The organism is Phyllobacterium sp. 1468, from assembly GCF_031455525.1.
GTDB lineage: Bacteria > Pseudomonadota > Alphaproteobacteria > Rhizobiales > Rhizobiaceae > Phyllobacterium.
On record NZ_JAVDSX010000008.1, the window covers coordinates 57,499 to 79,594 of the forward strand.

Here is a 22,096-nt window from a genome sequence, read left to right on the forward strand (position 1 = left end):
GGGTGCGGGCAATCAGGCACCGAAGTCAGATACTTAATCTCTACCCGAACCAGTCTGAATATCGTGAAATTTGGGGTAAGGTCGTTGCCAAAGACAAAGTTCAATCAACCACAGAACGTTGCGCTCTCTGCCGTCATCCCTTGCTACAATGAAGTGCACGGCATCGATGAGCTCTATCGACGCGTAACCTCGGCGTGTCAGCAACAAGTTGGCGAGTCCTACGAGATCGTCCTCGTCATCGATGGTGCGACAGACGGCACCCGCCAGGCGATATTCAGTCTGGCCGCAACAGACCCTCACCTCGTCGCTGTCGATCTTGCCCGCAACTATGGCCATCAAATTGCGCTCAGCGCAGGCCTGGATATTTGTCGTGGCCAAAGAATTCTTATTCTCGACGCAGACCTGCAGGATCCTCCGGAGCTTGTCGGCCAAATGATGGCCAGGATGGATGAGGGCTATGATGTCGTCTATGGCCAACGCCTGAAACGCGATGGAGAAAGCTGGTTTAAACTCGCTTCGGCGGCGATGTTTTATCGGTTGTTGCGTAAGATGGTCGACGTGGATATTGCTCCCGACACCGGCGATTTTCGCCTGATGAACCGCAGGACACTTAATCATCTGAATTCGATGCCGGAGCGCTACCGTTTCATTCGCGGGATGGTGAGCTGGATTGGCTTGAAGCAGGTCGCATTCCCCTATGAAAGGTGCCGGCGCTTTGCAGGCACCACGCATTATCCTTTCAAGAAGATGCTCTTGTTGGCGATGGACGCAATGACGAGCTTTTCCATCGCTCCGCTCCGTTTCGCGTCTCACCTCGGTATGATTTTCGGGATGCTTGGACTTTTTGCCTTGGGTTACACTTTCTGTTCCTGGATTGCCGGGAACGTTTTGCCTGGCTGGACCAGTCTGGCGGCGATAGTCCTCATACTTGGCAGCGTTCAGCTTCTCGTGCTCGGTATTTTTGGCGAGTATCTCGGGCGGATGTACATGGAAACGAAGCGTCGTCCTCTCTACCTCGTCAATGAGATCGTCTCTTACGACGCGGTTAGCGCTCGCCAGGATCTACCCGTTCACCGGCTTCAGGAACGTGTGAAGGAGGTCGTGCATGCTCGAGGCTGAATTTGACCAGTTCGCGTCGGAATATCACCAGCAACACGCCGCCAGCATTCGTCTGAGCGGTGAAACTCCGGATTTCTTTGCCAAGTACAAGATTGACGACGTTGCTGCCGCACTCGCAGCCGCGGATGTGAAACCACGGCGCATACTCGATTTCGGCGGGGGCGTGGGCAATTCGCTCGGCTATCTCAGGGCTGCGTTTCCCGACAGCGAAATCGTCTTGCTCGACCCCTCTTCGCAATCCCTCGACATCGCCCAGAAGCGATTTCCCGGCCAGGCGCACTTCCAGCATTTCGATGGCAAAACGATCCCATATGATGACGGACAATTCGACCTCGTGTTTGTTGCATGCGTTTTTCATCATATCCCTGGCGATCTCCATTTGGGCCTTCTCCAGGAAATCAGCAGGGTTCTGACAACGGGCGGAAACTTCTTTCTCTTCGAGCACAATCCGTGGAACCCGCTCACATTGCATGCTGTGCGCAATTGTCCGTTCGACGAGAACGCAGTTCTTATCAAGGCGAAAGATATGCGCGCGGAGATCGCTGACGCCGGCCTGTCCAGATCCCGTATCGTCTACCGCATCTTTTTTCCGCGTCTGCTGGCCAAGCTGCGGTCTCTCGAGCGCTATTTCGCCAAAATTCCGATCGGAGCGCAGTATTATGTCCACGCGGTCAAATCGTCCATTTGACTATCTGCAAATCGTGCGCTTCGCATCCGTTGGCGTCCTTAACACAGCGTTCGGATACACTGTCATTCTGTTTGCCCTTTGGCTTGGGAACGGTGACGTCGTGTCGAACTTGATCGGCTACGCCGCCGGTCTCGTCTTGAGCTTTGGCCTGAACAATCGGTGGACTTTCGGGAGCAAACAAAATGTGTCGCCAAACATCATCGCAAGATACATTGCAACGTTTCTGGTGGCCTATGCGGTCAATCTTGGAATTGTTCTGGCGGCGCGTTCAATGGGTCTGATAGACGGTCCAATGATTCATCTGCTGGGCATTTGTGTCTATACAATCCTTTTCTATCTGGGATCGGTCTATTTCGTGTTTGCAGAAAACACACCATTTTCGATTAACAGTCGGCATGCAATCAACGGAAGAAGAGAGCCCCGATAGTATGGTCGACGACACCTACAACACCCAGGCGCCAGCCGTTTCAGGCTTCTCTATCGGCGACAACCAGCGTGTCAGGCTGCTCTTCTGTTTCGTTGTTGCAATTTTCAAAGCGGCAACTCTGATTTACGCCGCGGGCGGGCTTTTGCAGGATCCTGATAATTGGTGGCACGTGCGGGTCGGTTTGGACATGCTGTCAAGCGGCACGTTTCCCACGGTCGACACTTATTCCTATACTTTTGCCGGCAGTCCCTGGATAGCAAAAGAATGGCTTGGGCAGATATTGTTTGCGCTTGCCTATTCACTGAATGGCTGGAACGGGGTCACATTATTGACCCTCGCCATGATCACGTTGACGGTTTTCCTCCTGGCATGGTATCTCAGCGCCTCCTTAAAACCGACGGTTGCGTTCGGCCTGACATTCCTCCTCTCGCTCCTCATCAATCCGATCCTGACAGCACGTCCACTTGTCTTCACACTTCCCATCATCATCATCTGGACTGCCGAGCTTTTCCAGGCTTCACGCAGGGAGCAAGCACCACCATTGTGGTTGCTGCCGCTCATATGCCTTTGGGCAAATCTGCACGCAACATTCACATTCGGATTCATTATCGCGGCATTCGCGGGTCTTGATTTTCTGGCGCGGACACGCCTGACAAGGCCAAATGTTCTTGGCAAATGGATTGTCTTTGGGATACTTTGCCCGCTGGTGACCTTGCTCAACCCTTACGGTATCAAGGCCATCCTCGCGACCTTTTCAGTTGCCTACGGCAACGAGGCGGTGGCCTATATCGACGAATGGCAGCCCTTCAACGCTTCCGATTCTTATCTTATGGAGGCGTTCCTTCTATTAGCTCTTTTCGGGTTGCTCGTCTCACGAGTACAAATCGGATGGCCGAAGGCACTGTTTCTCCTCTTCAATCTGCATCTTCTCCTCACACATCAGCGCTTTGCCTATCTGTTTGTCATGCTGGTTCCGCTCGTTCTCGCGGCAGAAATCAGTGAACAATTCTCCTGGGTCTCGGCCCACAAATGGGCCAAGGGGCACCTCGACCGCCTGGAGCAATTTCTTGCCGGGCATTTTCACTCGATTTCAGCGGCTATCGGCATATTGATTGTGTCTGCGGCTGCAATATTCTCGTCGGTTTCAGGGGTCGAACCAAGCCCGAAGACATCTGCGAAAGAGGCGCTCGCGTTTGCGCAACAGCACAATCTCTCCGGGAACGTCTTAAATTCCTACAATTTTGGCGGCACGCTGATTTTCCATGGAATCAAGACATTCATCGATGGCCGAACCGATCAGCTCTTCCTGAATGGCTTCATGAAGAAAACTATGTCGGCGGGCAACAGTGGTGGAAAACCGATTTTAGAAGAGCAGATGAAGACCTATGCAGTCCGCTGGGCTTTGCTGGCAACTGGCGACAGCCGCATCCCTTTCTTCAACGAACTCACCGGTTGGCGACGTGCATATTCCGATGAAAACGCCGTCATCTTTATCCGGGAATGACGAGCCCCCTGTCATTCGCGCGCAATAACATGGCGGTCCATCCAACCTTCAAATTCCCGCGCCGTGCGTGTGGCCTTCATGTGTCAGGGTAGCGATGAAGCGTTTGGTGCGCTCCTGTTTCGGCGTGGTGAAGATATCCCTCGAGGAACCCGTTTCAACGATCACGCCACCATCCAGCACGATCACCTCATTGGCAATCCTGGATGCCAATCGAAGATCGTGTGTTGCCATGATCATGGTCGTACCTTCTCGCGCCAATTGCGCAAGCACATCGACCACCTCCCCTGAGAGTTCAGGATCCAGCGCTGACGTCGGCTCATCACACAGAAGAACTTTAGGTGAAGGGGCCAGCGCCCGGGCAATCGCCACACGCTGCTGCTGTCCGCCGGAGAGCGTCGATGGCCAGACCTCCGCTTTATGCGCGAGGCCAACCTTCTCGAGCAAGGCCATTGCCCGCGCCCTCGCTCGGTCCTTTGGCCATTTGAGGACTGTGGTCAGCCCTTCCGTGACGTTCTCGATAACCGTACGATGCGGAAACAGCTGGAAGTTTTGAAACACCATCCCGGTATGACGGCGCAGCAATTGAATCTGCTTTATGCCCATTCGGACGCCGGGCCGAAACTCCAGCCGGTCGCCAGCGATTTCAACCGATCCAGATGTCGGTATCTCCAGAAGGTTTATGCAGCGCAGAAGCGTGCTCTTGCCACCGCCGGAAGGGCCGACCAGCGCCATGACCGAGCCTTCGGCCACGCTCAAGGAAACATTATTAAGCACTGTGTGGTCCCCAAACCGCTTCTCGATATTTTTTAGTTCGACCATCATGACCCTGCCTCCAGGAAGCCACCGTAGCGATTGAGGCGCGTCTCAAGCCGCGCTTGCAGCGACGAGAGGACCGAACTCAAGGCGAGATAAATCAGTGCCGCTTCAACATACAGAATGAGCGGTTCATACGTGGTAGCAACAATGCGCTGCGCCGCTTGGAAGAGCTCCGGCACGGTGATGGCCGCCGCAAGTGACGTGTCTTTGACGAGAGAAATAAAGGTGTTCGACAGCGGTGGAACAGCCACGCGTGCTGCTTGGGGCAAAATAGTCCGCTGCATTGCCTGGCGCCAATTCATGCCGATCGAGTAAGCGGCCTCCCACTGGCCCTTTGGCACCGAAGATATAACCGCGCGCAAGATCTCCGACGTATAGGCGCCGATATTCAGCGTAAAGCCGATAAGCGCCGCGGTGAACGCGTCAAGCACAATACCGACGCTCGGCAAGCCGTAGAATATCAGGAACAGCTGCACCAGCAGCGGCGTGCCCCGAATGATCCACACGTAGAACTTGACGATCGCAGCCAGCGGAGTTGGTGCGAAAAGCCGAACAAGCGCAGCTATCAGACCGACAGTCAGTCCCAGGCCGAAAGACAACAACGTCAGCGGAATCGTAAAAATCAAGCCCGCCCACAATAGCGACGGAAGCGATTCAAGCATCAGTGACAACCAATGTGTCAAAATCGTTCTCCCCAACAATAAAGGCAGGGAGCGAACCCCCTGCCCTCTTAGAGCGCAAATAATCCCGATCGTAAACGGTTGTTACTTCGAAACGTCCTGTCCGAAATACTTATCGGCGATCTTCTGATACGTACCGTCCGCCTTGATCGTCTCGAGTGCCTTGTTGATGGCAGCAAGCAGATCCGGTTCACCCTTGCGGATGATGATGCCGGAAAAATCGGCATTCTCCTGCTGCGCGGCAATCTTCACATTGGCGTCAGGCTTATGTTTCTTGAAGTCGAGGAAAGATAGACTGTCGTTGATCGTCGCGTCGGCACGGCCATTGAGGACCAACTGGATCGACTGGTCGAAACCGTCCGTGCCAACCAGCTCTGCACCGGCCTCCTGGGCGATCTTGCCGAAATTGCTGGAGAGCGATTGCGCAGATTTCTTGCCCTTCAAATCAGCAAAGCTCTTGATCTCGTCATTGTCGCTCTTGACGATCAATACGGCCTTTGAAGCGATGTAAGGCTCGGAGAAATCATACTTTGCCTTCCGCGCCTCGGTGATGCCGACCTGATTGATAACCGTGTCATAGCGGTTGGCGTCGAGACCAGCGATCAGGCCATCCCACTTGCCCTCGAGAAACTCGGGCTTGACGCCAAGATTCTTGGCGATCGCCTCGCCGATCTCGACGTCGAAGCCGACGAGCTTGCCTGAGGCATCATGATAGGTGAACGGCGCGTAGGTACCTTCCGTGCCGATCTTGAGAACGCCTGCCGCCTTGATCTGCTCAAGATTGGACGCGGCCTGTGCCTGGACAGGCACGATTGCGAGGGCACTGACGACGAGAAGTGATTTCAACCAGTTCATTTTGTTTCCATCCGTTTGTGATCTGCTTTGGGCGTGATCGGAAAGTGTCATTTTGCCGTGGCGCTGTATAGGCATTGGACGCCGCTGCCACGAGCAGACCGGCAAAATTTATACCAGATTTCGGTTGAATGCAGGAATTTTATTCCGCCCGAGATTGCGCATAATTATCCGGTTTCGTCTATGCGATCCGCAAACCCGTCACACCGTGGAAGAGATGCACGTCTGCCGCCTTGACACCAAGCCCGATTGCGTCCCCAGGGCCACGATCCGTTCGGCCCATGGCGAAGATGCAGACCTGCTTGTCGGCGAGTTTGGTATAAAACTGCGTTGAGAGACCGAGTGGCTCTATCACCTCGATCTTCGCCTGCAACCCCTCACCGCCCACTTCGATATTTTCCGGGCGTATACCAACGATCACCCGGTCGCCATCCTCCACCTTGAGTTCAGGGAGCAATGCGATCATCTGGCCGTCGGTGAGCTCTGCCGCGACCTTCTTCCCCTCACGGCTGACAACAGCGGGAAGAAAGTTCATACCCGGCGAACCTATGAATCCGGCTACAAACAGGTTGGCCGGACGATCATAGAGTTCGAGTGGCGTTCCAACCTGCTGGATGACGCCGTCATGCATGACGACGATGCGATCGGCCATCGTCATGGCCTCCACCTGATCGTGCGTGACGTAGACCGATGTGGTCTTCAGTTGCTGATGCAGGGCCTTGATTTCCGTCCGCATATGCACGCGCAGCTTGGCATCGAGGTTTGACAGCGGCTCGTCGAACAGGAACACCTTCGGATCGCGCACGATGGCACGACCCATGGCAACGCGCTGGCGCTGGCCACCGGAAAGCTGACGGGGAAGGCGCTGCAGCAATACGTCAAGTCCCAGACGTTTGGCTGCACTGCCGACGCGGTTCATGACGAGTTCCTTTGCCGTCTTGCGCAGCAGCAGGCTGAAGCCCATGTTCGAAGCCACATCCATATGTGGGTAAAGCGCATAGGATTGGAACACCATTGCGATATCCCGATCCTTTGGTGCCACGTCATTGACTACGCGTTCGCCGATTTTGATCTCCCCCGCCGAAATTTCCTCAAGCCCGGCGATCATCCGCAAAAGCGTGGACTTGCCACAGCCCGAAGGTCCGACGAGGACGACAAATTCGCCATCGGCGATCGAGAGATCCACTGCCGAAAGCACATTCATGGCGCCATAGTTTTTCTGGACATTGGAGATTGTGACGGAAGCCATCGATTTGTTATCCCTTGACTGCGCCAGCGGTCAGACCGGTGACGAGGTAGCGTTGCAGGAAGGCGAAGAACAGGCATGCGGGAATGAGGGCCAGCACCGAAGCTGCCATCATCTGGCCCCAGTCCACCGCAAATTTGCCGATGAAGGTCAAAAGGCCGACGGCGAAGGTTTTCTGGCTGTCGCTGCTGATGAGCATCAACGCGAACAAAAGCTCGCTCCACGCGGCAGTGAAGACGAAGCCGAGGGTCGCGCCCATGCCCGGCAATGTCAGCGGGATGATGACTTTGCGTAGAGCCTGTGACCGGCTGCAACCATCGATCATGGCCGCCTCTTCCAGGTCCTTCGGAATGCCGTCAAAAAACGATTGCATCAGGAAGGTCGCAAAGGCGATGTTGAAAGCGATGTAGATGATGATGAGGCCGGTCAGGCTATTGGTAAGCCCGAGCTGACCCATGATGCGATAGATCGGCGGAATCACCATGACCAACGGAAAGGTCTGCGTTAAAAGCAGCGTTACCGCGACAGTGGTTTTGCCCCGGAAGGAAAACCGGGACATGGCATAGCCCGCCGCCGAAGCGACCACTGTGACAAGGACGGCCGTCACCACCGAAACAATCACGCTGTTCATGAAATAACGCGGGAAGTCCGTGGCGCGCAACACGGTCTTGTAGTTCTCCCATGTCGAGATGGAAGGCCACAAGGTAATGCCCTCTGAATAGAGCAGTGACTGCGGCGTCACCGAAATCTTCAGTGTCCAGAACAGTGGAAACAGTGCAAAAATGACGTAGGCACCGACTGCGGTGTAGAGACCGATTCCACCGAGAATACGGGCGTTGCGTGAGCGTCCTGCGATCATGATGCCCCCACAAGCGACTTGCGGATGCGGATCAAAACGATGGCGTATAGTATGAGGAGCACCAGCAGCAGCACCGCAACGGCGGAGGCATAGCCCTTGTCGAGCGTTTTGAATGCGCTGACATAGATATAGGTGGCGACCGTGTTGGTAGCGCCGGCGGGACCGCCCTCGGTCATCACGTAGATCAGGTCGGCAAATGTCGCGATCCAGATCGTCCGAAGCATCACGGTGATCGCAATGGTCGGTGCGAGGAACGGGAGCGTAACCCTGGTGAAGCGTTGCCATGGATTGGCGCCGTCGATCGCCGCTGCCTCATGAAGTTCTCCCGGGATGGATTTGAGTGCCGCTAGCAGCGTGATCGCGAAGAAAGGCACGCCGAACCAGACATTGGCGATGATAGGTCCCCACATCGCGGTGGCGGGATTGGAGAGAATGTTGGTTGGGGCAGACTGGATGCCGAGGGCGTAGAGCCAGTGCGGCAAAGGTCCGACGATAGGGTTGAACAGCCATGCCCATGTCAGGCCCGAAAGAAAGGACGGCACGGCCCAGGGGAGAAAGACGAGCGCCTGCACGATTTTCTTGCCTGCGAATTCCCTGTCGAGAAGCAGAGCAAGTCCTAGGCCAAGAAAGAATTGAAAAAACAGGCTGGCGACTGTCCACCACAGGGTATTCATCAGCGCCTGTCCGAGATTGGGATCGTGCAGCAAGGCCTGATATTGCGCGAGTCCGACATATTCGGATTTGAAAGCCGAGAATTTACGGAAGGAATAGCTGATGCCGAAAATCAGCGGTACCACCAGCACCAGCATGAGCAAAACCATGGCAGGACTCAAATAAAGCCATGGTTCGAAGGCCGTGGCAAAGCCACGCTTGCCAGCCTTTTCCCTGTTGTGCGGCAGCCCCGCCGTTGTCGATTGCATCACCATGTCTATCGGCCCTCATTAGTCGGCTCCCTTACGCTCACCCGGCACATAACGGTCCGCGCAAAAAGAACATGCTCCGGCACATAGGCACCGGAGCACGATATCGCTGCCTGTTATTTCTTGTTCTTGGCCATCCAGGCCTGCTGCTGTTCGGTGAGGAACGCAGCCCACTCGTCGGCGACGGCTTTCGGGGTCTTTTGGCCCAGCAGCACTTCCTGGAAATTCTTGACTGAAACCGAGTCGTAGAAATTGCCGAGGTTCTCGAGATAGGTCGGAGGGGTGACGAACTCGAATGTCTTCGGGTCATTCATTTCTTCGAACCAGCCCTTGAAGCTGTCAGCGCCAAAATATGGATCCTTGTCGGCGCCGTTGTGGATAGGGATAACACCGACATTCTTGGCGAATTCGAGATTGTCTTCCGGTGACAATAATGTGCCCATCAGCTTAAAGGCGTCGTCCTTGACCTTAGAATTGGCAAACATCGCCCAGCCGGCATAGCCCAACGTCGGATAGGATTTGCCGTTCGGTCCGGTCGGCAGCGGCGCAACGCCAAAGTCTTCAGCTTTCATTTTCTCGGCAATGCCAATCAACGCATCCGGATCCTGATCAAGCATGGCGCAGGTGCCGGAATAAAATCCGGTCACGACCTCGTTGAAACCCCAGCTGACACTGTCCTTCGGCGCATAACCGTTTTTGTAGATATCGGCCAGCATCTCGAGACCCTTGACTGCGCCCGGCTCGTTCAAGGTCGCAGTGCCATCTGCATTGAAATAGCCGCCCTTGCCATTGGCGATGTTCATGAACATCTGCACGCCGTTGAAGCCGCCGGGACCGCCGCGAAGGCAATAGCCATACTTGCCCTGGATCGCCGAGATTTTCTTGTTGGCTTCCATGAACTCGTCGAGAGTCTTCGGCGCTTCTTTCAAACCGGCTTCGGCGAAGAGCTTCTTGTTCCAGAACATGGCCCGAATATAATAGCCATAAGGGATCATATATTGCTTGTTGTCGACCACCGAGCCGAACTGCTTTGCCCGGTCGCCGAGTGTTCCGGCGTCCTTCCACTTGGCCATATACGGCCCGAGGTCCTCAAGCTGGCCATTGGTTGCATAGAGACCCATCCAGCGCTCTGGCATCTCGACGATGTCTGGCGTGTCGCCTGCCTGCACCATGGTCAGGAATTTCTCGAAAGCCTGTCCCCAGGGTAGCGAGACAAGCTCGACCTTGGTACCGGGATTGGCCTGTTCGAAACTGGCGATCTGCTTCTTGAGCAGTTCCGTGCGCGGCGGACTGGTGATCACCTCCACCATCTTGATGGTCGTGTCGGCGAAAGCCGCCGAAACGGTCATCGACAGGACGGCAATAGCGCCCGCGAGAAATGTTCCCATTCGTTTTTGCATTATAAAGCTCCCATTTTTAAGTTCAGCGTTTGGCTTTTGTCAGTGCGTTCACGAGGTCCGCCCAAAGCTCCTCTACACTTTCGAGTCCCACGTGAAGGCGGATCGTCCGGGGGCTGACACCGAAGCGCCCGATCGAATTTGCGTCGGGCGTCTGCTGCAGCGAGGCCAGTGCCGGTACAACGAGACTTTCGTGACCGCCCCAGCTGACGCCGATGCGGAACAGTTTCAGCGCATCGACAAAGGTGGGCACATCGATCTCCTCCGTAACTTCGAAGGAAAACAGGCCCGAATAGCCGGTGAGCGTCGCTTTACCCGGATGATTGGAATAGACCGGATGCATCACGCGCTCGACATCGCCGTGGTCCTTGAGGCGTTCGGCGATGGTCAGTCCGCTTTTCATGTGATGCGGCAAGCGGAGGGTCAGCGTGCGCAGGCCGCGCAACAGCAGCCATGCTTCAAACGGCGACAGTTTGGCGCCGAGGTAAGAATAGGTGCGGCCATTGATCCGCTCGATCATTTCGCGCGATCCCGCGACGACACCGGCAACAGTGTCACTATGCCCACCGAGATATTTCGAAGCAGAATGCATGACCAGGTCGATGCCGTGGGCAATGGGCTGCTGGAACAACGGCGTCGCCCAGGAATTGTCGATTGTGGTCACAGCGCCGTGCTGCTTGGCAAGCTTCGCATAATGCGCGATGTCCTGCAGCTCGAACATCATTGAGCTCGGGCTTTCGAGGTAGAGCATCTTTGCGCCCGGCAAAGCGGCCGCTACCGCGTCGGGATCGGAGCCGTCCACATAATCCACCTTGATGCCAAGATGCGGCAGAAGCCGTTCAAACAGGCGGTAAGCATCGCCATAGCAGTTGCGCACGGCAACGATACGATCGCCTGCGCCGACAAAGGCCAGCACCATGGCGCTGATGGCACCCATGCCGCTCGAAAAAGCACGTGCAGCCTCCGCCCCCTCAAGTGCAGCGATCTTCGCCTCAAACTCCATGACCGTCGGATTGTCGCCGCGTGAATACATCGGCTGGCGCTTGCGTCCCGCGAATGCATCGGCCATCGCAGCATAATTATCGAAGGTGAAAAGCGACGTCTGGTAGATCGGAGGAACGACGGAACCGCCTGGGAAAGGCTCGTCATGCGCAAGCAATGTTGCAGCCTGCGCCATCATGTCCTGATCGTGAAAATACGGGTTGTCGCTCATGCTTGGCTCTTCTTGTTCTGCTTTTTCAGGTTTGCCGCCCCGCGCTTGAGATCGTCTTCGACGGTGGCAATCAGCTTCAATGCCTCGCCGCGCGCGGCAGTCGGATCGCGCGCGGCGATCGCATTGAAAAGGGTCCGATGGTAGGGGAAGCTCGCGTGGCCAAAATCCCGCACGCCCAGCGGATGCTCCCAGAACCGGTGAAACATCTCGTACATGGCTGCAATGATCTGTTCGAACAGCGGATTTCCCGAGGTGCGGAACACAGCAAGATGAAAGTCCCAGTCTTCATCCGCAGACATGCCGTGGCGCACGTGAAACGCCTCTTCCATGATGATGAGCTTCTGCTCTATCAGGGCAATATCGGCATGGGTGGCGCGCTCCGCACAAAGAACGGCGGCTTCTGCCTCGAGACCGCGGCGAATTTCCAGTGTGTGCATCAGACTATTGAAATCATTGCCGGAGGGCAGCGTCAGCGGCATATGCAGCATAGTGCGCGTAACGGCAGCCTTCAGATAGGTGCCACTACCCTGGCGTCTCTCGACAAGGCCGAGCTCCTGCCAGCGCGTCAGCGCCTCACGCACGGTCGTACGGCTAACTCTCAGGTGTTCAGCAAGCAGACGCTCGGTCGGCAAACGGTCTCCCGGCTTCAATCCCTCTCCCGTCACGAAATCCACCAGCGCATGCAACACCGCGTCATCGCGAGATGCGGTGTGAACCGGAGAAAGGATCGGACTGATCACCGAAGCACCACCTGAATTGGTTGGACCATTGTGCCAATTCAGCATGAATGGAGGGAGGAGTCAAATGCTCCCGGGGTCTTTTCGAAATTACTCTGGTTGCAGGTCCCTAGAGATCCGCATGGCAGTTCTTCCTTGCATTCGCAGGACCCTCATTGCCGTAAAAGATGGCCTCGGCTAATTGGGACGGACGTCAACTTTGCGAACACCACAGCGCCTGCGGCCGGATTTTACGCTTGCCGCCTCTTATCAAGTTCAATTGCCTCGGCTCGTGTCAGCCCGATATCCTGAAGCATGCGATCACTCAACTTTGTCAGCGGGTCACCCACCGGTTCGGCGTCTAGGCCAGAAGAAAAGACCTTGCGAACACGGCCAAGCAAGCGCGCCAATAGATCGGGTGGCGTGCCAACTTCTCTGGCAGAAAAGCTCCGGCCTTGCCGATTGCGGTAGATTTCTAGTAGACCAGTCGTCTCTGAATAAGTCATAATAATAGCTCCTATGATTTCTGTGCTAGCAGGACGTCAAGCGTCATGGTTCTGAACCGTTGGAGGGGTTTGATGCTTCCCTCCGCCTTCATCCTGACCAGCGCGCCCTCATAGGCGTCGATCAAAAAGGCTGCGGTTTCATCCGGATCAAGGTACGCGGGCAACTCCCCGGCATCACGCGCTTCGCGCAGTACGGCCCTGAAATCGCTCTGCCAAGCGGTAAATGAGCGATGTAACTCACGCTGCAGCACTTCACTATGTGCCGCAATGGATTGGGATAGATTGCCCAAAAGGCAACCACAGGTAGGGTCGCCTGAGCCGTATTCCTTTTCATAATATTCGAAATAATCGCGTAGACGCCGCAGCGGCGATCGCGTCTTGTCGTCCAGCAGAAGTTGCGTTCGCACCTTCTGGTTGTTGTTACAATAGGAAGCAAGTACCGCGGAAGCGAACTCTTCCTTGCTTGTGAAGAAGTGATAGAACGACCCCTTCGGCACGCCCGCCGACTTGAGGATCGGGCCGATCCCCGCCCCTTCGTAACCGTGGGAAAGAAGCGCCTTCATCCCCTCGTCGATCAAAACTGCTCGTGTATCCGATTTACTCATAGTTGTAATAATAGACCAGTCGTCTAGCAAATGCAAGCCGACACTACGGATATGGACAAACGGCGTTGTATTGGCTGGCGACAGCGCACGAACAATCGTTCCAAAGAATGATGGTGGCTATTTATGCATACCCTTGAGACATCGCTTACCCTGTTCCCAGCCTCTCCACGAAAAATTGCTTCCGATGCCGTTCGAAGAGGGAATGAATCGGCGCTGCCCCATCGCGGTAACGGACCCGCTGTCCGGGAGTCCAAGGGATCCTCCGCCGGTACTATGACGGGCGGGTTCCCGGTGCCGAGACCTCCCAAGCGGAGCGGAGGGCGTGGCAAGGTAGATCACCCCGGTTGATTGACAATTCAGAACGGCATTTCCACCCGTGGCCAGATTTCACGCGAAAGTTTGCGGTAGTCGGTCTTTCTCGGATTGGAGGGATAGGGGGCGCCCGCATCGATATAGATAATTTCCGCGGCCACAGGCTCGAAACCCGCGTGAAAATGATTCGTCGACTTGACGAGCAGAATGTCCTTCGAGCCGGGATCGATGCCGAGATTGGAGAAAATGTCGGGCTCAAAGGTTTGCGTGCGGTTGGTGTTGAGGATGATCTCGATATCAGTTCCCCCGAGACGAATCACCGCTGCAGGTCCAAGCGTAACCCGGCTCTTACCGAAACTCTGCCAGCCTTCGCGCACTGCCTTGAGCACTTCGACACGCGCGTCGATTGGAGCTCCGCCATCCGGCCCGGCCTTGCCACCAAAACGCAACTGGATATGCGCCCCCTCCCCTGCAGCCAGACAGAAGTTCACTGCGATCGGATCCCAGATCGTCGCCACTGCGACGCCGCCAATACCGCGTTCGATGATTCTTCGCAGGATTAGCGTTCCATCTCCGGCAACACCTCCACCTGGATTATCCCAGACATCGGCAATGACCACCGGCTTGCCAGACTTCTGTGCAACGAATGCAACAGCCTCGTTCAGACCTGCTTCCGTGTCGAGCATCGGCATTGCCGTCGTTCCGCGCATCGCGAACAGCTCCATTCCCAACTTCTTCGCGAGCGCCGCACCCTTTGCCGGCTCATTGTCGGTGACAACCAAAAGCTGCGTGCCAAGCTCGGGGACATCTCCAGCCATAAAGCCGTGAATGAGCGAGACTGACAGCACACGATCCCGGCCCTGCAGGGCATTCAGACGATCGACATAAGAACGCATCGGCTCGCGGCTGGTCGGATAAACGCCGATCATACGGCAATCGAAGGTAGAAATGACCGGCTTGATCTCGCCGCGTAGCGCTCGAAGGGCAAGGTCGACTACATGCTCGCCGCGTTCGTAGAAATCCGTGTGCGGAAACTCCAGGAAGGCGGCAAGTATATTTGCATTGTCAACGCGCTTCTTCGTGAGGTGGCTGTGCGGATCGAGCTCAGATGCGATAAGGACATCCGGCCCCACGAGATCGCGAATTTGCTCGAGAAGATCGCCCTCGCAATCATCATAGCCCTGCGCCACCATGGCACCGTGCAAGCCAAGAATAACCCCATCGACGGGCAGCGCCGCCTTGAGCTGGTCGAGGATTTCGTCACGCAGACCCTCATAGGCCTGCCGCTGCAACAATCCCCCGGGCTCGGCCCAGGTCGCGGTGCCTTCGATCAGGGTGAACCCTTCCTCCCACGCCCTGCGCCGTAAGACCACCATTGGCGCCGAGCACAATGTCGGCGTCTCAGGATGCTCGCCCGGACCAGCATAGAACGCCATTTCAAAGCTGGCACGATCTGTTGGCACGGGAGAGAAAGTGTTGGTTTCCGTCGCCAGCGAGGCGGTAAAAATGCGCATGAATGTGCTCTCAGAGAGGCTTATAAGCGATGGCTTCGATCTCGATCTTGATATCGATCATCAGCCGGGATTCGATAGTGGTGCGAGCAGGCGGATTCGCGGGAAAATATGTGGCGTAAATCTTGTTGAATGCCCCGAATTCGCGGGCGTCTTCGAGAATGACGAACGTCTTGACCACATCGGAAAGGTCTGCGCCCGCCAGTGCCAAAGCGGATTTGACGTTCTCCATCACCTGTCGTGTCTGGGCTTCAATACCGCCCACAACGACGGCGCCGTCGTCGCCCACCGGTACCTGCCCTGAAATATAGATGAAATCCCCGGCGCGCACCGCCGGCGACAACGGCACATGTGCATGGCCGAAATGTTGTTTGGTCATGGTCGCTCATCCTATCCTGTCTGCAGCTCGCCGTAGCCAGACTCGAAATACGGCGCAGTCTTGGCCATACCATAGTGCCAATCCACGGTATAGCACCTGCCCGCAAACGAAAGGACGCGGGTCGTTGTCCTGGTTACAATGGTGAAACTCGATATTGCTTTTTTCCATCTGGAGTCATTAATGAGCAAAAAATCAATTGGATGCGTGCATGAATTCTCCAACATCGCATGGTGAACCTGGCCTCGAAGGCAAACGCGTGCTCATTACTGGCGCCGGTGGGGGTATCGGGCAGACACTTGTCGAAGCTTACAATGGCTTGGGCGCTATTGTGTCCGGCGCCGATCAGCAACGAGGTCTGATTGAAAGCCTTCCTCTGGCAAACCGTCTAATTTTCGATCTCAATGACAAAGCGGCCACATCCAAAGCGATCGATGATTTCATTGCGGACCGGGGCGTTCCGGATGTACTGATCAACAATGCCGGTTTCACGCGCGGCGAAATGCTCGATCAGGTCGATGGCGACGTGTGGGAGCGAGAGATCGCTACCAATCTGAACGGCGTTTTCCACGTCACGGCTCCCATCGCCGAGGGCATGAGCAAGCGAGGTAGCGGCAATATTGTATTTATCTCCTCGGTCAATGCGCTCGGTCACTACGGCAATCCGGCGTATTCGGCGGCCAAGGCGGGATTGATCTCCTATATGAAAGCGCTTGCTGTCGAGCATGGGCGCTTTGGCATACGAGCCAATGCAGTCTGTCCAGGTTCCGTAAGAACACCGGCATGGGACCACCGGCTGCAAACGCAGCCCGAGCTACTGGCAAAAGTTCTGCCGCACTATCCGCTTGGGCGAATGGTAACACCGGCGGAAGTGGTGCAGGCAGCAGTATTCCTCAGCTCAAATGCCGCATCGGGTATCACAGGTGCTACCCTTAACGTCGACGGCGGACTAACCGCCGGAAATCTGCGTTTCATCAACGACGTGCTTGGAGATTGAAATGAAACTGTCCGAAATCGATACGCCGGCCGTCCTCATTGATGTCGATCGCGCCGAAGCGAACATGCAGCGCTTCCAAGCCTATGCTGACAAACACAAATTGGTGGTCCGTCCACACATCAAGACGCATAAACTGCCTCGTTTTGCCAAGCGGCAGGTCGAGTTGGGTGCGGTCGGCATAACCTGCCAGAAACTTGGTGAGGCCGAAGTCATGGCCGATGCAGGATTGACCGATATTTTTCTGCCCTACAACATCATTGGCAAAGCTAAACTCGACAGGTTGGTAGCCTTGAATGAACGTGTCACACTTGCTGTCACCGCTGACAGTGACGTTACCATCCACGGTCTTTCCGAAGCGTTCAACGACGCGGCAAAGCCACTCACCGTACTGGTGGAATGCGACACCGGCATGGGACGTTGCGGTGTACAATCGCCCGACGAAGCTGTTGCGCTGGCAAAATTGATCGATGGCGCCGGGGGCCTTCGTTTCGGAGGCTTCATGACTTATCCAAAGACCGGCGCCCTTGTCCAAAACGAGGCTTTCCTGTCTGCCGCCAAGGAAAAGGCCATCGCTGCTGGACTTGACCCGCGCATCATTTCCAATGGTGGTTCTCCGGATATGTGGCGAGCACATGAAGTCACGAGCGCTACAGAACATCGGCCTGGTACGTATATCTATATGGACCGCTTTCAAGTCGCGAAAGGGGTCGGCACATGGGATGATTGCGCGCTCACAGTACTCACAACAGTGGTCAGCCGCCCGACGGCAAATCGGGCAATCATCGATGCCGGTTCTAAAGCCCTTACCAGCGACACATTTGGCATGGACGGGTTCGGGTATATTGTTGGCTATCCGGACGCAGTGATTACCTCGCTTAGCGAGGAACATGGCGCGATCGATTTGTCAGCCTGTGAGGAAAAGCCGGAGATCGGAGATCGGCTTCGTATCATTCCCAATCACGTTTGCGTCGTCTCGAATCTATTCGATGAGGTCATGCTGATTACCGGCAACGAAGTGGTTGAGATTGCACCGGTCGCCGCACGGGGCCGCGTCGATTAAGAGCTCGTGCCGCGGGGATGGGTTTGTTCAGGCCCTCAACCCATTGCCGGGTACGGCCGGCAGCGCAGAGTCTTCCGAGTAGGCATTCAGAAACGCTTGCTCCGAAACCGCATTCCCGAACCATGGTCCCATTCCATAAGTACAGCCGCAGTCGATAATCGGCGCAAGAACCGCATGACGTTCGATACCCACCGCAAGGCTGGACATCTCCAGCTCGGCGGCAAGTCTGCAAACAGAGCGCAATATGGTTCGCTCTGGTCCAGGATGCTCGATATTTCGCTGTAGAGCCGGCCGGATAACCAATGTTTCGGATCTGACAGAAGACAATCTACTCAGACCGGCGCTATCGACCGCATAGTCAACTGCCAGGCGGAAACCCAGTTCCCGCAACGCTCCGAGCGCTCGCATAATCTGGGGATCGTCAAGTGCAGCCGCATTTTTCAATATGACGAAAACAACCTCACCACCCTTGATTGACCATTCTCTTTGCAGTTCCGTTACCCGTTCGATAAAAAGCGGATCAATCAGCTGGACCAGCGAAAGAATGATGCAGACCGGCAATTTGCGCCCGGGATGACGCATTTTGAAACGATGCAAAAACTCGAACGATCGCGAAATGGCGAAGAGACCGACATCCCGGATGTATCCGTTTTTCTCAAACACGGAAAAAAATTTATTCTGCTTGATGGGGCCTAACTGAGGATGCTGCCAGACGGCTGATGCCTGGACCCCTTCGATTGTTCCCGTCTTTAGCATGACAATGGGTTGGAACTCTAAAACGAACTCCCCGTTCGCAATAGATCGCGCGATGTCGCCACGAAATTCCAGCGCTTCGCGCAAATCCTGGATAACTTCGGGATTGTACCAGACGGCATCTTCGCTACGCGATTCTTCAGCATGATAAAGAGCCGCGTTCGCCCGGCGCAGCAACATATCAAACCTGTCGCTCTCATTCTGCTTGGTACTGACCGAAGCACATATATCTGCGGAAACGTTTATGCCATCGTCGTCGTGCGGCGCGCGCATCCATTCGAGAACCTGCCGTATATGCTGGCTATCGATGCCATCTTCGCTGGGATAGAGGCAGGCGATCTCGTTGTCGTTGATGCAACCGACAACACTGCCTTCAAGTTCCTTTTCCACAATGGCAATATTGCGTGCCATGATCCGGGCCAAGGCAACATCGCCTATGATCCCGCCAATATGGTGATAATTGCGGATCTTGATCAAAACCAGATCGATATGGCCCGGTTTGGTAGTCAGCTCAACATATGCTCTTGTCAGACCGGCATGGTTGAGGAAGCCATTAGCCGGATTGTGATAGGCCAAAAATTCCAATCGGGTCTGGTTCCCATGCAAGACACCACGCATCTTCTCAATGACGCTCGCGAGAAATGCAAGTTCTCTGACACGCGTGGTCACGGCTATCGGAGTATCGAGTTGAAGAGCGCCAACGCCAACGACCGCACGCGACAACCGCTTGACCGGATCGACAACGTAGGCTGCCGCGACTGCGGCAAGCGCGATGCTGGACAGTAACCCAGCAAGCAGACCGAGCGTATGTTTCCAGTCCCAGATCGCTTGCTGCGACAATTCAGGGCCCAGTGTCACGGCCAGCCGCCAGCCCTTGAGACTTGGGTCTGTCAAAGAAACCTCTTTGTAAACCAGCTGATCGACATCTGCAGACTTTACCGGAGCATTATTCGGTACGATCGTAAGCTGACCCTTTCCAACCAGTAAGCTCTCACCCGAGCGGGTATGGATCGTGATCTTTTCTACGGTTTTGCCAATCATGCTCTGCAAAAACAAACTGGCGCGGGTCAAACAGACATTGACGGCCAAAACCCCAAGTGGCTTCCCCTCGATACCATTGACGCGAACAACCCTTTGGAGGTTCCAGGAGTCGCCCTCTCCCAGCTTGCATATATTGGTAATTTTGCCTCGATAAGGCGCACTCCAGATAGGCTCGGCTCTCACCATCCCAGCTTGGTACCAACCGGCTTGATAGTAATCATAAGGCATGGTCCGGGCTGCCTTGCCTGGTTCCGATATAATGAGCTGGCTTGAGTCGCCTTTTGGAGATTCAACAGTTCCAAGAAAACCTGAATCACTCTGATCCCGCTTGTAGACACTGTAAAGCTGACCGTTTGTGCCGCCAAAAAGCAGATAGGCTATCTGGGCCGGGATGGTGCTGGCAACGTCTCGTTGCGCCCGGATAACAGAGAATGCGCAATCGGCGTTGCTGCACTTGGCCCGCTCGATCGTCTCGGCCAACGTGTCGGTATACTCTGCGGCCGGTGTCAGCAATTGTCCCACTTGATCGGCCAAATCCCGGGCGAGAAACTCGGCGGTGCGTTCGGAATAGGTTTTGGTCAAGTCTACCTGCTGGTGCTGCAAGGCAAAGCCAAATCCCAAAAAAAGTACGATCAGCAGAACCAAAAGCGGAAAACCGATGATTACGATAACCGGAATGCCGAGTTTTTTTCCATCCGGACCAAGCTGCTCAGATATTTTCGGGCCCACAACATCCATGGAACGCTTCCTAAAAATGCCTAAAGTATCGAGTCGAATTCAGCGAAAGAGCAGGAAACCGGTAGTAACTATAATTAAAACTATGAAGGCAAGGCCACGCCCTCATGGGACGATATCAATCGTTGTCACCCTAATGTTCATAGCCCTATGCGACTACAAAAATCGTAGGGACCCAAATCCAGCACGCAAATCAACTCAGAATAGAGCCATTCGAAGCGGCAAAACTGACATACCCGTTTCCAATGCCTACTCTTTGCAACGCGGAATTGCAATATCTTCATCAGCGGCGCTAGGACTCGGGCAGGTGCTCGCGAAGTCAAGGACACCGCAAACCATCCAACGCCTTGATGACGGGAAGGACCGAATATTGGCCGATTTCGGCGCGGTCGGTCAACGCCCTGAGATAGCCTCCGGGTGAACGGATATCACCGACACGCTCAAGAATGGCCGCGACCGTGATCGATGCATTGATATCGCCCATGATCTCGCGCGCCCGTTGCCATGCATCAGGTGATATACCGAGCATCGAGCGCACCAGTCCTGCCGTCTGCATCAGGTCTCGCCATTCCGCGATCCCGTCGCGGGAATAATCGATAATCTGCGGGCAAGCACTTAACACGGCCGCCAGCGGCATCGGGACCGATTTTGTTTCAAGGGCCTGCCAATCACCGGTTGCATCGGCTTTGCCACGGTTTTTATTTCGCCGGGCCGCGTCCAAGCGATTTCGCATTTTGCTCAGCGCAACTATTCGCCCCGGTTCGTTGCTGTCTGGGTGTAGCTCAGCTGATTGCTTCTGCCCGTTTTCTTGGGCTCTTTCAAATTTGTGGTCTATATTTGAATTCTGAATATGGTGCTCAAAAGAAGAGTCACTGGCGCTCATTTCTTTGTCTGAAAGAGACGCGAGGTAGGCTTTCTCCACTCTCTCCCTCAAGCTTGTAAGGGCATCGCATCGAACCCGGAGCGTCTCTAGTGGCAAATGCCTGCTTACTCGTCCCGAAAGAGCTGCCAGCTCGTCAGCGAATGTTTCCCAGTCACCCGCGCGTGCCTCGCTGAGCCCGGCATCGATCGTCTTGGATACATCTCGCAGGTGGATGGTGATCTCGCTGCGCACGCGATGAATGGCTCGCGCCAAATCCCTTGCTTGAACCGCATGGGCCTCGATTTCATCCGCCCGTAGCGCCAATGGTGAGAGGTCGAAGCCAAATGCATTCTCGATCTCACCAGTTTCGCCACGCCGCGCATAACGTTTACCATTGGGACTGTCACGACGAATGATCAGGCCCGTCTCGACAAGCGCTGAAAGGTGCCTGCGAATTGTCGCGGACGACATGCCGCGGGTGCGCAGGGAAAGCTCCGCATTGGACGGAAAGACAATCAGCGGCGCACTGCCGTTTAGCAATGTCTCGGGATAGAAACTCAGCAATGCTTCCAAAACCGCAATTGTGCGGTCCGAAAGAAAAAATGCCGCACGAGCCTCGGTCAATGACCGCAACAGCGCCCACTTCTCCGGGTAATTCCTGTCCGTACCCGCCAGTTTTTCGCGAGCCCGTGCTGTCTTTTCTTGCACGGCAAACATGGCATGCGACAACGAACGACCGCCAAACGGCGTCGTTGCAAAACGATCAGTCATGGTTCTTTACCTCAAGTTGAGGCAATGAAAAGGCATGCCGAAACGCGTCCGACTCTTGACAAGTCTGGGTGGAAGTGATTCTCTAAAATTGCTACATTGAAGAGGGCTTCCGGAGCGGTAACGTTCTGGG

At 55.3% G+C, this 22,096-nt stretch carries 21 protein-coding genes; 6 read left to right on the top strand and 15 right to left on the bottom strand.

Annotated elements, in window-relative coordinates:
• Positions 1 to 84 precede the first annotated feature (84 nt).
• Genes J2X72_RS19735 through J2X72_RS19750 form a run of 4 tightly spaced genes read left to right on the top strand, consistent with a single transcriptional unit; the run spans position 85 to position 3,738 of the window.
• On the top strand, positions 85 to 1,119 hold the full coding sequence (locus tag J2X72_RS19735; protein WP_310074753.1) for a glycosyltransferase: 1,035 nt from the start codon (positions 85 to 87) through the stop codon (positions 1,117 to 1,119).
• Complete coding sequence (locus J2X72_RS19740; protein WP_310074755.1) at positions 1,106 to 1,807, top strand: class I SAM-dependent methyltransferase; 702 nt, start codon at positions 1,106 to 1,108, stop codon at positions 1,805 to 1,807. The genes J2X72_RS19735 and J2X72_RS19740 overlap by 14 nt, the downstream gene beginning before the upstream one ends.
• Positions 1,779 to 2,234: a GtrA family protein gene (locus tag J2X72_RS19745; RefSeq protein ID WP_310074757.1), complete on the top strand. Its 456-nt coding sequence runs from the start codon at positions 1,779 to 1,781 to the stop codon at positions 2,232 to 2,234. The genes J2X72_RS19740 and J2X72_RS19745 overlap by 29 nt, the downstream gene beginning before the upstream one ends.
• Complete coding sequence (locus J2X72_RS19750) at positions 2,203 to 3,738, top strand: hypothetical protein (protein WP_310074759.1); 1,536 nt, start codon at positions 2,203 to 2,205, stop codon at positions 3,736 to 3,738. Before J2X72_RS19745 ends, J2X72_RS19750 begins: the two co-directional genes overlap by 32 nt.
• Positions 3,739 to 3,786: 48 nt before the next feature.
• Here the strand turns inward: J2X72_RS19750 and J2X72_RS19755 are convergent, their stop codons facing one another.
• From J2X72_RS19755 to J2X72_RS19815, 13 genes are all read right to left on the bottom strand, one after another.
• Entirely contained in the window at positions 3,787 to 4,557 is a 771-nt protein-coding gene (locus tag J2X72_RS19755) for an amino acid ABC transporter ATP-binding protein (RefSeq protein WP_310074988.1), read from the bottom strand.
• Positions 4,557 to 5,237, bottom strand: coding sequence for an amino acid ABC transporter permease (locus J2X72_RS19760; protein WP_210003460.1), 681 nt, complete (start codon positions 5,235 to 5,237; stop codon positions 4,557 to 4,559). The genes J2X72_RS19755 and J2X72_RS19760 overlap by 1 nt, the downstream gene beginning before the upstream one ends.
• Positions 5,238 to 5,318: 81 nt before the next feature.
• Entirely contained in the window at positions 5,319 to 6,089 is a 771-nt protein-coding gene (locus J2X72_RS19765; RefSeq protein ID WP_310074761.1) for an amino acid ABC transporter substrate-binding protein, read from the bottom strand.
• Between the two features lie 178 nt (positions 6,090 to 6,267).
• Positions 6,268 to 7,335: an ABC transporter ATP-binding protein gene (locus J2X72_RS19770; RefSeq protein ID WP_210003462.1), complete on the bottom strand. Its 1,068-nt coding sequence runs from the start codon at positions 7,333 to 7,335 to the stop codon at positions 6,268 to 6,270.
• A gap of 7 nt (positions 7,336 to 7,342) precedes the next feature.
• Positions 7,343 to 8,191 (bottom strand): carbohydrate ABC transporter permease, encoded by an 849-nt coding sequence (locus J2X72_RS19775; RefSeq protein WP_210003463.1) that lies wholly within the window; start codon positions 8,189 to 8,191, stop codon positions 7,343 to 7,345.
• A complete protein-coding gene (locus J2X72_RS19780) occupies positions 8,188 to 9,117 on the bottom strand; it encodes a sugar ABC transporter permease (RefSeq protein ID WP_310074763.1) in 930 nt (309 codons plus the stop codon). The genes J2X72_RS19775 and J2X72_RS19780 overlap by 4 nt, the downstream gene beginning before the upstream one ends.
• Positions 9,118 to 9,227: 110 nt before the next feature.
• Positions 9,228 to 10,499, bottom strand: a complete 1,272-nt coding sequence (locus J2X72_RS19785; protein ID WP_210003596.1) for a sugar ABC transporter substrate-binding protein — start codon at positions 10,497 to 10,499, stop codon at positions 9,228 to 9,230.
• 34 nt (positions 10,500 to 10,533) lie between these two features.
• Complete coding sequence (locus J2X72_RS19790; RefSeq protein ID WP_310074765.1) at positions 10,534 to 11,721, bottom strand: PLP-dependent transferase; 1,188 nt, start codon at positions 11,719 to 11,721, stop codon at positions 10,534 to 10,536.
• On the bottom strand, positions 11,718 to 12,506 hold the full coding sequence (locus J2X72_RS19795; protein WP_405044746.1) for a FadR/GntR family transcriptional regulator: 789 nt from the start codon (positions 12,504 to 12,506) through the stop codon (positions 11,718 to 11,720). The genes J2X72_RS19790 and J2X72_RS19795 overlap by 4 nt, the downstream gene beginning before the upstream one ends.
• Positions 12,507 to 12,688: 182 nt before the next feature.
• A complete protein-coding gene (locus J2X72_RS19800; protein ID WP_310074767.1) occupies positions 12,689 to 12,943 on the bottom strand; it encodes a DUF1127 domain-containing protein in 255 nt (84 codons plus the stop codon).
• A gap of 11 nt (positions 12,944 to 12,954) precedes the next feature.
• Entirely contained in the window at positions 12,955 to 13,548 is a 594-nt protein-coding gene (locus tag J2X72_RS19805) for a TetR family transcriptional regulator C-terminal domain-containing protein (protein WP_310074769.1), read from the bottom strand.
• Between the two features lie 356 nt (positions 13,549 to 13,904).
• The gene (locus J2X72_RS19810; protein ID WP_310074770.1) at positions 13,905 to 15,374 is read right to left on the bottom strand and encodes a M81 family metallopeptidase; all 1,470 of its coding nucleotides are present in this window, start codon (positions 15,372 to 15,374) and stop codon (positions 13,905 to 13,907) included.
• 10 nt (positions 15,375 to 15,384) lie between these two features.
• A complete protein-coding gene (locus J2X72_RS19815; RefSeq protein WP_310074771.1) occupies positions 15,385 to 15,750 on the bottom strand; it encodes a RidA family protein in 366 nt (121 codons plus the stop codon).
• A gap of 208 nt (positions 15,751 to 15,958) precedes the next feature.
• Between J2X72_RS19815 and J2X72_RS19820 the strand changes: the two genes are divergently transcribed.
• Positions 15,959 to 16,744, top strand: coding sequence for an SDR family oxidoreductase (locus tag J2X72_RS19820; protein ID WP_310074773.1), 786 nt, complete (start codon positions 15,959 to 15,961; stop codon positions 16,742 to 16,744).
• A gap of 1 nt (position 16,745) precedes the next feature.
• Positions 16,746 to 17,804: a D-TA family PLP-dependent enzyme gene (locus tag J2X72_RS19825; RefSeq protein ID WP_310074775.1), complete on the top strand. Its 1,059-nt coding sequence runs from the start codon at positions 16,746 to 16,748 to the stop codon at positions 17,802 to 17,804.
• 27 nt (positions 17,805 to 17,831) lie between these two features.
• Here J2X72_RS19825 and J2X72_RS19830 read toward each other — a convergent pair whose 3' ends face one another.
• Together J2X72_RS19830 and repC are read right to left on the bottom strand one after the other, a co-directional pair.
• Positions 17,832 to 20,336, bottom strand: a complete 2,505-nt coding sequence (locus J2X72_RS19830; protein WP_310074778.1) for an EAL domain-containing protein — start codon at positions 20,334 to 20,336, stop codon at positions 17,832 to 17,834.
• Between the two features lie 316 nt (positions 20,337 to 20,652).
• Entirely contained in the window at positions 20,653 to 21,966 is a 1,314-nt protein-coding gene (gene repC, locus J2X72_RS19835; RefSeq protein WP_310074780.1) for a plasmid replication protein RepC, read from the bottom strand.
• Positions 21,967 to 22,096: the final 130 nt, after the last annotated feature.

Bases quoted from the DNA above. Each gene is read 5' to 3' on its own strand.
- J2X72_RS19740 (WP_310074755.1), top strand. From the start codon at position 1,106: ATGCTCGAGGCTGAATTTGACCAGTTCGCGTCGGAATATCACCAGCAA.
- J2X72_RS19745 (WP_310074757.1), top strand. From the start codon at position 1,779: ATGTCCACGCGGTCAAATCGTCCATTTGACTATCTGCAAATCGTGCGC.
- J2X72_RS19750 (WP_310074759.1), top strand. From the start codon at position 2,203: ATGCAATCAACGGAAGAAGAGAGCCCCGATAGTATGGTCGACGACACC.
- J2X72_RS19755 (WP_310074988.1), bottom strand. From the start codon at position 4,557: ATGGTCGAACTAAAAAATATCGAGAAGCGGTTTGGGGACCACACAGTG.
- J2X72_RS19765 (WP_310074761.1), bottom strand. From the start codon at position 6,089: ATGAACTGGTTGAAATCACTTCTCGTCGTCAGTGCCCTCGCAATCGTG.
- J2X72_RS19770 (WP_210003462.1), bottom strand. From the start codon at position 7,335: ATGGCTTCCGTCACAATCTCCAATGTCCAGAAAAACTATGGCGCCATG.
- J2X72_RS19775 (WP_210003463.1), bottom strand. From the start codon at position 8,191: ATGATCGCAGGACGCTCACGCAACGCCCGTATTCTCGGTGGAATCGGT.
- J2X72_RS19780 (WP_310074763.1), bottom strand. From the start codon at position 9,117: ATGGTGATGCAATCGACAACGGCGGGGCTGCCGCACAACAGGGAAAAG.
- J2X72_RS19785 (WP_210003596.1), bottom strand. From the start codon at position 10,499: ATGGGAACATTTCTCGCGGGCGCTATTGCCGTCCTGTCGATGACCGTT.
- J2X72_RS19790 (WP_310074765.1), bottom strand. From the start codon at position 11,721: ATGAGCGACAACCCGTATTTTCACGATCAGGACATGATGGCGCAGGCT.
- J2X72_RS19795 (WP_405044746.1), bottom strand. From the start codon at position 12,506: ATGCTGAATTGGCACAATGGTCCAACCAATTCAGGTGGTGCTTCGGTG.
- J2X72_RS19800 (WP_310074767.1), bottom strand. From the start codon at position 12,943: ATGACTTATTCAGAGACGACTGGTCTACTAGAAATCTACCGCAATCGG.
- J2X72_RS19805 (WP_310074769.1), bottom strand. From the start codon at position 13,548: ATGAGTAAATCGGATACACGAGCAGTTTTGATCGACGAGGGGATGAAG.
- J2X72_RS19810 (WP_310074770.1), bottom strand. From the start codon at position 15,374: ATGCGCATTTTTACCGCCTCGCTGGCGACGGAAACCAACACTTTCTCT.
- J2X72_RS19815 (WP_310074771.1), bottom strand. From the start codon at position 15,750: ATGACCAAACAACATTTCGGCCATGCACATGTGCCGTTGTCGCCGGCG.
- J2X72_RS19820 (WP_310074773.1), top strand. From the start codon at position 15,959: ATGAATTCTCCAACATCGCATGGTGAACCTGGCCTCGAAGGCAAACGC.
- J2X72_RS19825 (WP_310074775.1), top strand. From the start codon at position 16,746: ATGAAACTGTCCGAAATCGATACGCCGGCCGTCCTCATTGATGTCGAT.
- J2X72_RS19830 (WP_310074778.1), bottom strand. From the start codon at position 20,336: ATGGATGTTGTGGGCCCGAAAATATCTGAGCAGCTTGGTCCGGATGGA.
- repC (WP_310074780.1), bottom strand. From the start codon at position 21,966: ATGACTGATCGTTTTGCAACGACGCCGTTTGGCGGTCGTTCGTTGTCG.